This is a genomic window from Streptomyces sp. NPDC002463 (genome assembly GCF_042889835.1).
GTDB lineage: Bacteria > Actinomycetota > Actinomycetes > Streptomycetales > Streptomycetaceae > Streptomyces > Streptomyces nymphaeiformis.
The window spans coordinates 144,527-158,705 of the sequence record NZ_JBIARL010000018.1 but is presented as its reverse complement, the minus strand read 5'-3'; the positions used below and the strand labels follow the sequence as shown (position 1 = coordinate 158,705).

The following is a 14,179-nucleotide window of genomic DNA, read 5'->3' as shown; positions in this document are numbered from 1 at the left end:
ACGGAGTCCGTCATGAGCGTCGCCCTCTTCGAGCCGTACACCCTGCGTTCCCTGACCGCGCCCAACCGGGTCTGGATGGCGCCCATGTGCCAGTACTCGGCGGAGACGAGCGGACCGGACGCGGGCGTCGCCGGCGACTGGCACTTCGCCCACTACGCGGCCCGCGCCACCGGCGGTGCCGGACTGATCCTCGTCGAGGCGACCGCCGTCTCCCCCGAGGGACGCATCAGCCCGGCCGACCTCGGCCTCTGGAACGACACCCAGACCGAAGGACTGCGACGCATCTCCGGATTCCTCAAGGAGCACGGCACCGTCCCCGGCATCCAGATCGGTCACGCCGGACGCAAGGCCTCCACCAACCGGCCCTGGGAGGGCCGCGGCCCGGTCGACCCGAGCGAGGGCTGGCAGCCCGTCGGCCCCAGCCCGGTCGGGTTCGCCGCGGACCACCAGGTCCCGACCGAGCTGACCGTGGAGCGCATCCGGGAGATCACCGGACAGTTCGCGGACACGGCCCGCCGCGCCCTGGAGGCCGGTTTCGAGGTCATCGAGATCCACGGCGCGCACGGCTACCTGATCCACGAGTTCCTCTCCCCGCACAGCAACCACCGCACCGACGCCTACGGCGGCTCGTTCGAGAACCGCACCCGTCTCGCCCTGGAGGTCGTCGACGCCGTACGCGCCGTCTGGCCCGAGGAGCTGCCCCTCTTCTTCCGCGTCTCCGCCACCGACTGGCTGGAGCGGCAGGGCTGGACGGCCGACGAGACCGTACGGTTCGCCGCCCTCCTGCGCGAGCACGGCGTCGACCTCCTCGACGTCTCCACCGGCGGCAACGGCGGACCGGCCGAGATCCCGGTGGGCCCCGGCTACCAGGTGCCCTTCGCCGCCCGCGTCAAGGCCGAGACCGGGCTGCCCGTCGCCGCCGTCGGCCTGATCACCGAGAGCGAGCAGGCAGAGAAGATCCTCGCCAACGGCGAGGCCGACGCGGTCCTCCTCGGCCGCGAGCTGCTGCGCGACGCCTCCTGGCCGCGCCGCGCCGCCCGCGAGCTGGGCGCCCTGACCCCCGCGCCCTCGCAGTACGCCTGGGCGATCTGACCACGGCGCGTCACCGGGGACCGTTGTCAGTGGCCGGGTGCAGACTGGCCCGTATCAGTGACAACGGCGTCCCTGGAGGTGGCAGCCATGCCCGACGTACTCCTCACCGTAGGCACCCGCAAGGGCCTCTTCATCGGGCGGAGGCACGACGGACGATGGGAGTTCGACGATCCCGGCTTCCCCGCGCAGGCGGTGTACTCGGTGGCCATCGACACCCGGCGGCCGACACCGCGCCTGCTCGCGGGCGGGGACAGCGCGCACTGGGGCCCCTCCGTCTTCCACTCCGACGACCTCGGCAGGACCTGGACCGAACCGGCCCGCCCCGCCGTGAAGTTCCCCGAGGACACGGGTGCCTCCCTGGAGCGGGTCTGGCAGCTGCACCCGGCACCCGAGCACTCCCCCGACGTCGTGTACGCGGGGACGGAGCCGGCCGCACTGTTCCGGTCGGCGGACGGCGGCGAGTCCTTCGAGCTCGTCCGCCCGCTCTGGGAGCACCCGACGCGCTCGAAGTGGGTGCCCGGCGGAGGCGGCGAGGCCGTGCACACCGTCGTCACGGACCCGCGCGACCCGGACGCGCTGACGGTCGCGGTGTCGACGGCCGGGGTGTTCCGCTCGCGGGACGGCGGAGCCGCGTGGGCGCCCTCCAACCACGGTGTGTCCGCCGTCTTCCTGCCCGATCCGAACCCCGAGTTCGGGCAGTGCGTCCACAAGATCGCCCAGGACGCGGGCGACAACGACCGGCTCTACCTCCAGAACCACTGGGGCGTCTTCCGCAGCGACGACGCCGGCGCGAACTGGTCCGACATCGGCTCGGGACTCCCCTCGGACTTCGGCTTCGCGGTCGCCGCGCACCCGCACCGCCCGGACACCGCGTACGTCTTCCCGATCACCGCCGACTCCGACCGGGTTCCGGCGGGCCGCCGCTGCCGCGTCTACCGGACGACGGACGCGGGCGCCACGTGGGAGCCGCTCAGCCGGGGGCTGCCCGAGGGCGACCACTACGGCACGGTGCTGCGCGACGCGCTGTGCACGGACGACGCGGACCCGGCGGGCGTCTACTTCGGCAACCGGAACGGCGAGGTGTACGCGAGCGCGGACGACGGGGACAGCTGGCAGCTCCTGGCGGAGCACCTGCCGGACGTGCTGTGCGTGCGGGCGGCGGTGATCTGACGGAACGACAGATTCCGCAGAATCTCGCTCAAGTGCCGCCGTGCAGGCGGAAGTTCGTTCGTGCGAACATGCGATCATGAGGCCGCTCTCCCGGCCGACGGCTGGGGCCTCCCTGATTGCAGAGGACCATGAAGCTCAGCCTGTTCTCCCACGCCCGCCGCCTCCTGCTCGCGCTCGCCGCCGTCTTCGGTGTCCTGCTCACGGCCGCCCCTGCCCAGGCCGACGGGGGCCACGTCTCCGACTTCACCTATGAGATCCGTCCCAACCACACCTCGGGCATGTGCCTGGAGGTCGCCGACTGGAGCCTGGCCAACGGTGCCGCCGTCCGACAGTGGCCGTGCACCGGCGGCGCCAACCAGCAGTGGCGCAGGTTCTACGAGCCGAACTCGTCCACCGGTCCCTACTGGTACGTGAACGTGAACAGCGGCATGTGCCTGGAGATCGGCGGCTGGGCCACGTACAACGGCGCCACGGCCAACCAGTGGGACTGCCACTGGGGTGCGAACCAGACCTGGTACGGCAATGACGGCCGCATCCGCACTCCTGTCGAGTACGTCCAGAACAAGTGCCTGGAGATCGCCGACTGGCGCGTCGACGCAGGTGCCCCTGCGCGACTGTGGGACTGCACCGGCGGCGCCAACCAGTCGTACTACTTCCGCAGGATCTACTGACGCTCCGGGGCGCGCCGGCGGCACCGGCGCGCCCTCAGGGCAGGCGCCAGTCCACGGGCTGGGCGCCCATGCCGATGAGCATCTCGTTCGCCCGGCTGAACGGGCGGGAGCCGAAGAAGCCCCGGTCCGCCGACATCGGGGACGGGTGCGCGGACTCGATCGCCGGCAGGTTCCCGAGGAGCGGGCGGGCCCTGCGGGCGTCACTGCCCCAGAGGATAGAGACCAGGGGCTTGCCCCGGGCCGCCAGCGCGCGGATCGCCTGCTCGGTGACCTCTTCCCAGCCCTTGCCCCGGTGGGCACCGGCCTTGCGCGGGGCCGTCGTCAGCGCCCTGTTGAGGAGCAGGACGCCCTGGCGGGTCCACGGCGTCAGGTCGCCGTTCGACGGCCGGGGCAGATCGAGGTCGGTGTGCAGCTCCCGGAAGATGTTCTCCAGGCTGGGCGGCAGCGAGCGCACCTCGGGCGCGACCGAGAAGCTGAGCCCCATCGGCATCCCCGGTGTGTGATAGGGATCCTGACCCACGATCAGAACCCGCACCTCGTCGAAGGGCTGCTGGAAGGCCCGCAGCACGTTCGGCCCGGACGGCAGGTACGTCCGGCCTGCGGCGATCTCCGCCCGCAGGAAGTCGCCCATCGCGGCGACACGCCCCGCGACGGGGCTCAGGGCCTCCGCCCAGCCGGGCTCCACCAGTTCGTTCAAGGGTCGCGCTGTCACGGTCCGTCACTCTACCGGCCTACGCTGACAACGGGGTCCGGCGCGGACCCCCGCCGGCTCCCGCTCACGTCTCCGAGGATGGTGCACCGTGGTCTCCGTGGATCCCGTACGTCCCGCTCTTCCCGTGGCCGAGTCCTCCGACGCCGTGGTCGTCGGCGTCGACTCCGGCGGTTCGGGGCTCCGCGTCGCGCTGGCCGGGGCGGCGAGCGGCACCGTCCTGGAGACCGTCTCCTCCCGGGAGCCCGTGCGGACCGGACCGGGCGGGATCTCCGCCGGTCACTTCCTGGAGCAGGTCCTGCCCGCCGTCGCCGCCCTGCGGGAGCGGGCCGGTGGGCGGCCGGTCGCGGCCGTCGCCGTGGGTGCCGCCGGGATGGCGACCCTCGGGGACGAGCTGCGGGCCGAACTGCCGGGCGCGTTCGCGGAGGCATGGGGGGTACGCCTTCTGGCACTCGCGGCCGACGCGGTCACCGCCTACGCCGGGGCGCTCGGCCAGCGGCCGGGCGTCGTCGTCGCCGGCGGTACGGGGCTGATCGCGCTCGGCACGGATCTGACGTCCTGGCGGCGGGCGGACGGCTGGGGGCACCTGCTCGGCGACTGCGGCAGCGGCTCCTGGATCGGCCGGGCGGGCCTCGAGGCGGCGATGCGCGCGCACGACGGGCGGCGAGGGGGTTCGGCGGAGCTCCTGGCGCGGGCCGAGAAGCTCTTCGGGCCCGCGGCCGGACTGGCGGGCGTGCTCTACCCGCGTACGGACCGGCCCGCCGTACTCGCCTCCTTCGCCCCCGAGGTGGGTCGGTGCGCCGGGTCCGATCTGGTGGCGGCCGGCATCCTCGCGCGGGCCGGCACGCACATCGCCGAGGCCGCCGAGGCCGCGTGCCCCGCGGAGCCCGGTGCTTCGGTGGCCCTCACCGGCGGGCTCTTCAAGATGGGCGAGCCCCTGCTCGCCCCGCTCCGGTCCGCTCTCGCGGAGCTGCTGCCGGAGGCCCGGGCGGTGGAACCGGCGGGAGACCCTCTCGCCGGGGCGGTCGCCCTGGCCTCCGCGCTCGCCACCGACACCCTGCGCCTGCCGGAACACCCGTCGCTGCTCCGCCTGTTCGGCGCCGGGGTGGCCTAGCCGGGGCCTTCCGCCCAGCTGGGACACGGTGCGCGGAGGCGGGAGTCGACCCGTGCGGGGTGGAGGAGACGGGGAAGCGGAACCGGCGCCGGGGCGGATGCGCAAGCGTGGCGGAACGGAAGTCGGAGCAGAGAGCGGACATAGAGGGGCAGAAGGCACGTGACCGCACCTCAGCCAACGGCGCGGCGGGCGAAACCAGTAGCATGCGGCGCCATGAGCTCCCCCACTGGGCCTGCTTCCGGCCTGCCTGTACGAATGCCTCGACCCCGCCAGTCCGGGCGGCACCGTCGCCCCGAACCCGCGGCGGCGCCCGAGGGCGCTCCCGCACTGGTTCTCGCCGTGCCCGGCGTGCCGTCCGCCGCCATACGCTCGCTGGCCGAGGAGGTCGTGAGCATCGCCCGCTCCGAGCTGCCCGGCCTGGAGGCCGCGATCGGCTTCCTGGAGGGCGACGACACCGAATACCCCTCGCTCGCGACCGTCCTCGCGGCGACCGAGAAGCTGCGCACCGAGCGGTACGAGCTGGCCCTGGCCGCCGGCCGCGAGGCCACCGCCCCGACGGGCCCGGCCGCGGTCGTCGTCCCGCTGCTCGCGGGCCCTGACAGCGCGCAGATGCGCCAGGTGCGCCAGGCCCTCATGGACGGCGGCAACACCGCCGAGCTGACCGATGTCCTCGGCCCGCACCCGCTGCTCGCCGAGGCGCTGCACGTGCGGCTCTCCGAGGCCGGTCTGGCCCGCGCCGACCGCGCCCGGCTCTTCACCGTCGCGACGGCCGCCGACGGCATCATCCTGGCCACGGTCGGTGGCGAGGAGGCCGTGCAGGCCGCCGGCATCACCGGCATGCTGCTCGCCGCGCGCCTCGCCGTCCCGGTGATGGCCGCCGCGCTCGACCAGGAGGGTTCCATCGCCTCCGTGGCCGATCAGCTGCGCGCCGCCGGCGCGGAGCAGCTGGCCCTCGCCCCGTACCTGATCGGCCCCGAGCTGGCCGAGGGCCTCCTCGACGAGGCGTCGAAGGAGGCGGGCTGCGCCGCCGCCGAGCCGCTGGGCGCCTACCCGGCGATCGGCAAGCTGGTGCTCTCGCAGTACACCGCCGCGCTGGGCATCCCGCCGCAGCAGCCGCAGGGCGCGCCCTCGCTCTGAGGCCCGCTCGCAGGCCCCGGCCCCGCGCCGTACGGAAGGGCCCGCTCCGGAATCGTCCGGCGCGGGCCCTTCGTCGTACCCCGACCGTCTCTCGCCCGGCGGTCTCAGCCGAAGACGACGCAGGAGGCCGCGGGGGCCTCGATCGCGCCCGCGCGCGTCGGGATCCCGGTCTCCGGGTCGAGGGTGAACCAGGTGACGTCGCCGGAGCGCTCGTTCGCCGCGTACAGGTGCCGCCCGGAGGGGGCGAGCGTGAGGTCGCGGGGCCAGGTGCCGCCACAGGGCACGGCGGCGACGAGACGGGCCTCGGCGCCGTCCGCCCCGAGGGCGAGCACGGCGAGGGTGTCGTCGCCGCGCACGGCGGCCCAGAGGAAGCGGCCGTCGGGGGAGACGACCACCTCGGAGGGGTAGCTGGGACCGGTGGTGCCCTCGGGGACGACGGGGGTCTCGCCGAGCGGTTCCAGGACGCCCTGCGCGGCGTCCCAACGGCAGACGGTGAGGGTGGGCTCCAGCTCGTTCAGGACGTACGCGTGGGTGCCGGCCGGATGGAAGGCGAGGTGGCGCGGTCCGGTGCCGGGGCGCAGCGCGGTCTCGCCGTGGAGCGTGAGCCGCCCGGTCGCGGGGTCGAGCGCGCAGATCCGTACCGAGTCGGTGCCGAGGTCCACGCTGACGACCCAGTCGCCGCTGGGGTCGGGGAGCACCTGGTGGGCGTGCGGGCCGCTCTGGCGGTCGGCGACGGGGCCGCCGCCCTCGTGCCGCAGGACGGTGGTGGCGGGGCGGGCGGTGCCGTCCTCGGCCAGCGGCAGGGCGGTGACGCTGCCGGAGGTGTAGTTGGCGGTGAGGAGGTGTCCGGCGGCGAGCGCCAGGTGGGTGGGGCCCGCGCCGTCGACGGGGACGGGGGCGCCGAGCGGCCGGGGCGCCGGCCCGGTGACGTCGAAGGCGGCGACGGCACCCGCCTCGGTCTCGGACACGGCGTGGAGCACGGGGCCGGCGAGGGCGAGGAAGGAGGGGTCGGCGACGGCGTCGCCGGCGCCGGTGACGGTCAGCGCGCCGGTGGCCTCGTCCACGTCGGCGGCGAGGACGCCGCGGCCGCCCGCCGAGGTGAAGGAGCCTATGTACGCCCGTACCCCGCTCCGGCCCTGATCCGTCCCTGTGCCGCCCACGGCGCCTCCCCTGTCCCCGGGCCGGTCGCGGTCGACCGGCCGTCGTCTCTCGTCGGGCCGACGGTAGCAGGCGGTCTAGACCAAATCGGGGAGCCCGGGGCCCTTCAGGGGCGGACCATCCACGCGCCGGGCGGAGTCCGCAGCGGAGCGTCCAGCTCCGTGAGCACGCGCGCGAGCCCGCTCGCGTGGACGAGAGCCGGCGCACCCGCGTGGGCCTCGCTGTCGGACCGGGGGTGACCCTCCAACTCCATCGCGGCCCCTTCGCGCGAGGTGAGGGCCTCCACGGCGGCCTCCACCCGCCAGCAGGCGGCGGCCAGGCGGGCGTCGTGACTGGCGTCCGGGTCGGCGGCCACGGCGACGAGTCCCCGCACCTCGGCGGCCGCCTCGTCGAGGAGCACGAGGACCCGGCGCGCTCGCTGCTTCCTCCCCAGGAAGGGGGTCAGCGGATGCACCAGCGGAGCCAGCGAGAGCCGGACGCGCCCGAGGAGCGCCTCCAGCTCGGCGGCGTGCGGCGTCGGGTCGGCGGCCTCCTCGCCCGCGAGACGACGTACGGACGCCGACGTGGCGGACCGGACACACAGCAGCGCCCTCTGGATCCACGCGTCGTTCGTGGTGTGCGTCCGTACGGGAAGGACCAGCGTCACGGCGAGGCCGGCGCACACGGCCCCGACGACGGTCTCGGACACGCGCAGGAGGAGCAGCGCGCCGTCGAGCACCCCGAGGAGCCCGTAGAGCAGGCTGGCCATCACAGTGACCGCGAGGATCATCCAGCTGTACGAGACGGGGGCGGCGTAGAAGATCCCGAACACGCACACGGCGACCAGCAGCGCGGTGGCGACGGGGGCGCCGCCCAGCGGGATGGCGACGAGGAATCCGGCGGCGATGCCGGTGACGGTCCCGAGGACGCGGCGGAAGCCCCGGACGAGCGTCTCGCCCCGGGAGGCCGTGTTGACGAAGATCCACCAGACGGTGCCGACGGCCCAGTACCAGCGCTGCTCCGAGAGGACCTGTCCGATGACGAGGGCCGCCCCGGAGGCGACGGTGACCTGGACGGCCTGGCGGGTGGTGGCCCGGGCGAGCCCCGTCCCGGGCAGCGGGGCGGGCGCCGCCGGCGGCGGGACCCGGCGCTCGACGGGCCACAGCACGAAGCGCACGGTCGCGGCCGCGCCCAGGGCGATGCCGGTGGCCGCGTACAGCTCGGGGAGCTGGGCGGGGAGGGCGTGCAGGAACTGGGTCACGAAGAACTGCATGAAGGCGAAGATGCCGAGCGCGTGTCCGCGCGGCCCCCAGCGGCGCGCGTACACGCCGGCGAAGATCACGAGCAGCCAGGCCGCGTCGCGCAGGGCCGGAGCACCGTGCAGGAGGGTCGCGAGGGCGAGCACCGGGAAGCCGACCGTCGGCAGCAGGGCCGTGGTGACGGCCTGACGGCGCACGCTGGGGTCGGCGACCGTGAAGAGGGCGAGCAGCGCGGCGAGCCCGGCGGTGATGGACGCGACGAGGGACAGACCGGACAGCTCGGCCAGGGCGACCGCGAGCGCGATGCCGAGGACGGCGCGCAGCGAGACCCTGAGCCTGACGCGCCCCGGATCCGGGGCCATGAAGTACTTGTGCACGGCGGCCAATCCCGCCCCCCTTGATCTGTCCCTCACCGCGCGCGAGACGTCCCCGGGGGTGGTGGGGGCTCGGACACGACGAAAGCACCGCGGGCCGGTCCGGCCTCGTCGCCGGACGGCGCTGCGCGGCGCCGAAGATGTGTGATGGCTACAAGGATAGACCGAAGGGGGTACAGCGGCTCAACTCACCGACGAAAGGGTGGGCCATCGGCCCAGCGACACGCCGAGACGGGTGACCGGACGGAGCCATTGGCCCACACCGCCGAACACCGGATGCCGGCGGCAGCGCCTGCCCGCCGACGTCTTCACCGATGAGTTCGGCGTCCTCGAACGGTCCACCCGGCGACACGACCGTTCTCGACAGGAGTGCCATGTCCACCATCCAGCCCGTGATCGTCACCGCCCACCACGACGTCCTGCGCGACTTCTACACGAAACTGTTCGGCGCCCAGGAGATCTCCCGGGTGCCGGAGGAAGGCCCGGTCTTCTATCTCGGCCTGCGCATCGGCGACACCGACCTCGGTCTCGTGTCCAGGGCCGACGCGGGGAACGGGGCTGCGCCGCGGATCCTGCTCAGCATCGGTGTCGACGACGTCGACGAGACGCTCGGCCGGGTGACGGCGCTTGGCGGCTCGGTCGGCGGCGGCCCCACCGACATGCCGTGGGGGCAGCGCGTCGCCCACATCAAGGACCCCGACGGCAACCCGTTGAACCTCACCCAGCCGGTCCCGGCGCCCTGAGGGCCGTCCACTACAGTGCGTGGTCACTGCGACTGTCTGTCGCGTTCGTGACAAGGGGTGGGTATGGCCGGCCATCGGCTTTCGAAGAAGCGTCGCTACATCGCCGCGGCGACCGGAGGCGCCGTCGCCGTGGTGGGCGCCGTGGTCGCGGCGCAGACCTCGATGGCGGCCACGGTGTGGCCCGCGCAGAGGACGTTCACCGGGCGGGCCTTCGACACGTGCACGGCGCCCTCCCTGGCGGCGATGAAGGCCTGGAAGAGCAACGGCTTCTACGGCGGCGCCGCGGTCTACATCGGCGGCAAGAACCGGGGCTGTGCGCAGCCGAACCTCACCGCGTCCTGGGTGAAGTCGGTCGACGCGGCGGGCTGGAAGCTCATCCCCCTCTATGTCGGCGCCCAGCCGCCCTGCCAGACCAGCGCCAACCCCGAGAGGCTCACGGCCTCGACGGCGGCGTCCCTCGGCGTGACGGACGCCGCCGACGCGGTGGCGAAGGCCTCGGCGCTCGGCATGAAGCCCGGCAGCCCGATCTTCCTGGACATGGAGCCGTACGCCGTCACCGACAAGGCGTGCAACGACGCCGTGCTGACGTACGTGCGGTCCTTCACCAGGACGCTGCGCGCGAAGACGTACCGCGGCGGCTTCTACGGCTTCACCAGCTCCAGCGCGAAGGCCGTCGCCACCGCGACCGACCGCACCGACCTGCCGGGCAACCTCTGGTACGCCCTGTGGGACAAGCAGAACACCACCACCGCCGACTGGCCGTGGGGCGCCACCCAGTACACCGGCCACAGCCGCGGCCACCAGTACCTGGTCAACGGCAAGGAGACGCGCGGCGGCTACACCCTCACCGTCGACCAGGACGCGTGGGACGGCCCGGTCGCCATCGTCGGCTGATCGCCCCCCCGAAGGCTCCGCGGCTAGCCGGCCTCCCCACCCAGTTCGGCCCAGACGGTCTTGCCCTCGTCGGTGTGGCGCACGCCCCAGTTGTCCGCGAGGGAGGCGCAGATCAGGAGGCCGCGGCCGCCCTCGTCGACGGCCTTGGCATGACGGAGGTGGGGCGCCGCCTGTCCGGCGTCGCTCACCTCGCAGATGAGGGACGGGCCGTCGGCGATCAGGCGGAGGACGACCGGGGCGGCGCCGTAGCGGAGGGCGTTGGTGACGAGTTCGCTGACGACGAGCGTCACCGTGAACGGGTCGGCGGGGTGGTTCCACCGGCGGAGGCGGTCCTGGACGTGGGTCCGAGCGGTGGCCGCGGCGGACAGGGCGTACGGGATCTCCCACTCGGCGAGTTCGCCGGGCGGCAGATGGCGGGTGCGCGCCAGGAGCAGGACCCGGTCGGGGGTGAGGAGCCGCTCCACGTCGTCGGCCATCGCCTCCGGGTCGCGCTCCGGGTGGGCGAGGGCCGCCATCAGGTCCTCCGTCCGGGGCCCTTCGCCGCCGGACGCCAGACACAGGGTGCTGCCCTCGGGCAGGAAGTACGTCGCGCAGGCGAACGGCGGGCCCTCGCCGCCGAGCAGGGGCCCTTCGTCGAGCGGCCGGGGGTCCGCCGACCCGTCAGGATGGACGACGACGAACAGCGAGGCACCGGCACGGGCGATGTCGAGACGTCCGTCGACGGGGTCGTGGACGGCGATCGTGCAGCCGGCGGTGGGGTGGACGTCGACGTGCGGCGCGGCGGCCGAGTAGGCGACCGTCGCCCCGCCCTCCGCGGCGAGCCGCAGGGTCGTCGCGTGCAGGCGGGCGAGGAGCTCGTGCGGGTCGAGGTCGAGCGTCGTCAGGCTGTGGACGGCGGTCCGCAGCCGGCTCATGGTGGCGACGGCCCCGGGCCCCCGGGACTCCACCTGTCCCACGACGAGGGCCACGCGCGCGCCCGGCAGGGGGATCACGTCGCACCAGGAGCCGGCGCCGCTGCCACCGGGCCGGTGCCGGCGGGCTACGTCGACGGCGCTCTGGGTGGCCTCCTCCCTGGGCGGCGGCCAGCTCTGCAGGGCGGTCATCACGATGTGCTCGCGGGTGTAGCGGAGGGCGTTCTCCAGACAGTTCGCCGTACGGGACGCCAGGGCGTCGGCGAGGGCACGGTCGTCGGGGCCGTACGCCTCCGCGTCGGCGCGGCGCTGGAAGGCGACCGCGCCGAAGATCTGCCCGCGTACGGTCAGGGGGACCACGAGCCGCGTCGGGAGCGGACGGCCGGGCGTGGGCTCCCGCTCGTCGAAGATCCCCGGCAGCACGACGGTACCGGCCTCCGGGACCTCCGGCCCGGTCCCCGTGCCGCCGGTGGCGGTGCAGCGCAGCAGCGGCACGGTGTCCCGGGACTGGAGGGCCGGGTCCTGCCCACGGAAGACGGCGTCGGTGAGGGCGACGACGACGGAGTCGGCGAACACCGGCACGGTCACGTCGACGAGCTCCTGGGCGGTGCGTTCCACGTCGAGGGTGGTACCGATGCGCTCGTGCGCGTCGTGGAGGAGCCGCAGCCGGGCGTGGGCCCGTTCGCTGTCGGTGACGTCGGTGCTGGTGATGACGAGGCCCAGCACGTCTCCCGCGGCGTCCTGGAGGCGGTACGCGGAGGCCGAGTAGACGTGCTCGACGTGCGCGGCGCCGGGTGCGCGCCCGACGACGCGCAGGTCGGTGGCCGGGTGACCCGTCGCGAGGACCTTGCGCAGGACGGCCTCGTCGATGTGCACGCCGGCGAACGTCGCGTACGCCTCGACGGCGGGCATGCCGGGGACGCGGTCGGCGGGTATGCCGTGGAGTCCGGCGACGACGCCGTTCACGCGGACGACGCGCAGGTCCTTGTCGAGGACGTGGAGCCCGATGTCGGACTGGGTGAAGACCGCGTCCAGGACGGCGTCGCCCCACGCGGCCTCCGCGCTCCAGCGCTCGGCCGCCCCGGGCGGGGGTGCAGCCGCCTGGTCCTGTTCACGGTACGCATCCACTCGTCGTCGCTCCCGCCGGACGTGCCTCAGCCGGTTCCGACGAGCCTCTCCCAGATCGCTCGGACGCGCGAACGGAACAGCGGACGGATGCGGGGGCTCCGCTGTGCCTAGATCCTCTCCAGGCAGTACACGGAGCCGTTGCTGTCGGTCCAGAGGCGGCCGGATCCGCTCGAGTACGCCCCCTCGCAGACGGACTCTTTCGTGGACCCGTTCGAGGCCCGGACGGCTGCGACCTTCAGCCGGGGAGACGGGCCTCCGCACGAGCCCGCCGTCCACAGCACGGACGACGGAACGTAGCCCCGGTCGTACCTGGTCTCGTTCAGGCAGTCGCCCTCGACGACCCGCGGCCCGACGCAGAGGTTCGATCCGGGCCAGTGTTCGCTGGGCTGGGGAGTGTCCGGGCAGGGACCCGCCGGGTCGGCCTGTGCCATGACGACGAGCGTCGCCGCGGAATCGCCGCAGTCCACCTCGCGCGGGCTCCCGGGTTCGTAGGTTCCCGGGGTGGTACGGGTGTTGGACAGGCAGTCCGCCACGCTCAACCCGTCCTCGGCCATGCGGTCGTAGATCAGGTATCCCCCGGTCGACACCACGATCGCGACCGCGGCCGCCGCCAGGGCCCGGACGCGCCGGCCCAGCCTTCGACCGCCGTGCCCCGCCGGGGGCGGCGGGGACGCCGGAGTCGCCGGGCGCGGCATCGGCTCCTGCGCCGGCGCCGGTTTCGGGAGGGCCGTCCGCGTCGGGGCGGAGTGCAGCGCCGGTACGGGATCGGCGGCACGCTCGGCGCTCGCGGCTGTGGCGTCGACGGCCGGGGCGTCGCCGGCCTCCGTCGGAGGGACGTACTCGTGCCGGGCCCGGATCAGGGACGTCCACGGCGCCGGGAGGAGTTCGCTGCCGCCAGTCGGTTCGCGTTCGAAGGCGGACAGGATGTCCTGCGGCGTCGGCCGGGACGACGGGTCCCGCGTCAGAAGTGGCCGGATCAGGTCGTCGAGTTCGCGCGGCAGTCCGTCGAACGCGACGTCGGCCCGCTGGACCTGGGCAAGCAGCCGGAAGGCGTCCGAACCCGGGGCGTACGGGGGTCGGGCCGTCGCCAGGTGGAAGAGCGTCGTGCCTGTCGAGTACACGTCGGACGCCGGCGTGGAGGCCTCGCCGCGTGCCTGTTCCGGCGAGGTGAACGCGATCGTACCCAGGGTGAGGGTGGTACGGGTCAGGTCGAGCGCGTGCGAGATGCCGAAGTCGATGAGCCGGGGTCCGGACTGCGGCAGGAGCACGTTCCCGGGTTTCACGTCCCGGTGCACGATCCCCGCCCCGTGGAGGTCCACCAGCGCCTCCGCCATCCCGGCGGCGATCCAGCGCACGGCGGACGGCGGCAGCACACCCGCCTCCTGGACGAGTTCGGCGAGGGAGGGCGCGGGGACGTACTCGGTGGCCATCCAGGGCCGGTCGGTCTCCGCGTCCGCGTCCAGGACGGCCACGGTGAACACGCCGTTGACGCGGCGGGCCAGCGCCACCTCGCGGGCGAAACGCCGCCGATCGGTCTCCGAGACCTCGCCCTCCGCGAGCAGGGTCTTCACCGCCACGAGACGGCCGCTGACGGTACGGCCGAGGTAGACGCGGCCCATCCCGCCGGACCCGACGCGGCCGATCAGCCGGTACGGTCCCAGACGTGCCGGATCGTCGCCCCGCAGCGGCAGCAGCCGTGGCGCCCCCATCCCGATCCCCCGCTCCCCCTCAGGCCCTCGAGCCTCCCGGGCTCCGGCAGCACCGACCGTACGGGATACGGCCCCGGCCCGCCGGGGGCTTCGGGGGTTTCGGCCGCGTGAGCAGGCGGTTCCGGACACGG

Annotated in this window: 12 protein-coding genes; 7 read left to right on the top strand and 5 right to left on the bottom strand. The window is 74.2% G+C overall.

Annotation, left to right across the window (positions count from 1 at the left end):
* The first annotated feature begins 12 nt into the window (after positions 1–12).
* The 3 genes from ACFYX3_RS31515 (at position 13) to ACFYX3_RS31505 (ending at position 2,933) form a co-directional block, all read left to right on the top strand.
* Positions 13–1,092, top strand: coding sequence for an NADH:flavin oxidoreductase/NADH oxidase (locus tag ACFYX3_RS31515; protein WP_389020588.1), 1,080 nt, complete (start codon positions 13–15; stop codon positions 1,090–1,092).
* 87 nt (positions 1,093–1,179) lie between these two features.
* On the top strand, positions 1,180–2,262 hold the full coding sequence (locus tag ACFYX3_RS31510; RefSeq protein ID WP_389020585.1) for a WD40/YVTN/BNR-like repeat-containing protein: 1,083 nt from the start codon (positions 1,180–1,182) through the stop codon (positions 2,260–2,262).
* A 128-nt stretch (positions 2,263–2,390) separates the two neighbouring features.
* A complete protein-coding gene (locus tag ACFYX3_RS31505; RefSeq protein WP_389020582.1) occupies positions 2,391–2,933 on the top strand; it encodes an RICIN domain-containing protein in 543 nt (180 codons plus the stop codon).
* A 34-nt stretch (positions 2,934–2,967) separates the two neighbouring features.
* Here the strand turns inward: ACFYX3_RS31505 and ACFYX3_RS31500 are convergent, their stop codons facing one another.
* Entirely contained in the window at positions 2,968–3,645 is a 678-nt protein-coding gene (locus ACFYX3_RS31500; RefSeq protein WP_389020579.1) for a uracil-DNA glycosylase, read from the bottom strand.
* A gap of 97 nt (positions 3,646–3,742) precedes the next feature.
* Between ACFYX3_RS31500 and ACFYX3_RS31495 the strand changes: the two genes are divergently transcribed.
* Together ACFYX3_RS31495 and ACFYX3_RS31490 are read left to right on the top strand one after the other, a co-directional pair.
* Positions 3,743–4,756, top strand: coding sequence for an N-acetylglucosamine kinase (locus tag ACFYX3_RS31495; protein ID WP_389020576.1), 1,014 nt, complete (start codon positions 3,743–3,745; stop codon positions 4,754–4,756).
* Positions 4,757–4,969: 213 nt separating this feature from the next.
* Complete coding sequence (locus ACFYX3_RS31490) at positions 4,970–5,893, top strand: sirohydrochlorin chelatase (protein ID WP_389020573.1); 924 nt, start codon at positions 4,970–4,972, stop codon at positions 5,891–5,893.
* 104 nt (positions 5,894–5,997) lie between these two features.
* On the opposite strand, the gene ACFYX3_RS31485 is transcribed toward ACFYX3_RS31490, so the two are convergent.
* Positions 5,998–7,053 (bottom strand): lactonase family protein, encoded by a 1,056-nt coding sequence (locus ACFYX3_RS31485; RefSeq protein WP_389020570.1) that lies wholly within the window; start codon positions 7,051–7,053, stop codon positions 5,998–6,000.
* Positions 7,054–7,157: 104 nt separating this feature from the next.
* Positions 7,158–8,651 carry an FUSC family protein gene (locus ACFYX3_RS31480; protein ID WP_389020652.1) on the bottom strand — a complete coding sequence of 498 codons (1,494 nt, stop codon included), beginning with the start codon at positions 8,649–8,651 and terminating at the stop codon, positions 7,158–7,160.
* Positions 8,652–9,037: 386 nt separating this feature from the next.
* On the opposite strand from ACFYX3_RS31480, the gene ACFYX3_RS31475 reads away from it, so the two are divergent.
* Positions 9,038–9,406 carry a VOC family protein gene (locus ACFYX3_RS31475; RefSeq protein WP_389020567.1) on the top strand — a complete coding sequence of 123 codons (369 nt, stop codon included), beginning with the start codon at positions 9,038–9,040 and terminating at the stop codon, positions 9,404–9,406.
* 63 nt (positions 9,407–9,469) lie between these two features.
* The gene (locus tag ACFYX3_RS31470; protein WP_389020564.1) at positions 9,470–10,300 is read left to right on the top strand and encodes a glycoside hydrolase domain-containing protein; all 831 of its coding nucleotides are present in this window, start codon (positions 9,470–9,472) and stop codon (positions 10,298–10,300) included.
* 23 nt (positions 10,301–10,323) lie between these two features.
* Here ACFYX3_RS31470 and ACFYX3_RS31465 read toward each other — a convergent pair whose 3' ends face one another.
* Both ACFYX3_RS31465 and ACFYX3_RS31460 read right to left on the bottom strand, forming a co-directional pair.
* Complete coding sequence (locus ACFYX3_RS31465) at positions 10,324–12,339, bottom strand: SpoIIE family protein phosphatase (RefSeq protein WP_389020561.1); 2,016 nt, start codon at positions 12,337–12,339, stop codon at positions 10,324–10,326.
* Positions 12,340–12,446: 107 nt separating this feature from the next.
* The gene (locus tag ACFYX3_RS31460; RefSeq protein WP_389020558.1) at positions 12,447–14,048 is read right to left on the bottom strand and encodes a serine/threonine-protein kinase; all 1,602 of its coding nucleotides are present in this window, start codon (positions 14,046–14,048) and stop codon (positions 12,447–12,449) included.
* Positions 14,049–14,179: the final 131 nt, after the last annotated feature.

Bases quoted from the DNA above. Each gene is read 5' to 3' on its own strand.
- ACFYX3_RS31515 (WP_389020588.1), top strand. From the start codon at position 13: ATGAGCGTCGCCCTCTTCGAGCCGTACACCCTGCGTTCCCTGACCGCG.
- ACFYX3_RS31510 (WP_389020585.1), top strand. From the start codon at position 1,180: ATGCCCGACGTACTCCTCACCGTAGGCACCCGCAAGGGCCTCTTCATC.
- ACFYX3_RS31505 (WP_389020582.1), top strand. From the start codon at position 2,391: ATGAAGCTCAGCCTGTTCTCCCACGCCCGCCGCCTCCTGCTCGCGCTC.
- ACFYX3_RS31490 (WP_389020573.1), top strand. From the start codon at position 4,970: ATGAGCTCCCCCACTGGGCCTGCTTCCGGCCTGCCTGTACGAATGCCT.
- ACFYX3_RS31480 (WP_389020652.1), bottom strand. From the start codon at position 8,651: ATGGCCCCGGATCCGGGGCGCGTCAGGCTCAGGGTCTCGCTGCGCGCC.
- ACFYX3_RS31475 (WP_389020567.1), top strand. From the start codon at position 9,038: ATGTCCACCATCCAGCCCGTGATCGTCACCGCCCACCACGACGTCCTG.
- ACFYX3_RS31470 (WP_389020564.1), top strand. From the start codon at position 9,470: ATGGCCGGCCATCGGCTTTCGAAGAAGCGTCGCTACATCGCCGCGGCG.
- ACFYX3_RS31460 (WP_389020558.1), bottom strand. From the start codon at position 14,048: ATGGGGGCGCCACGGCTGCTGCCGCTGCGGGGCGACGATCCGGCACGT.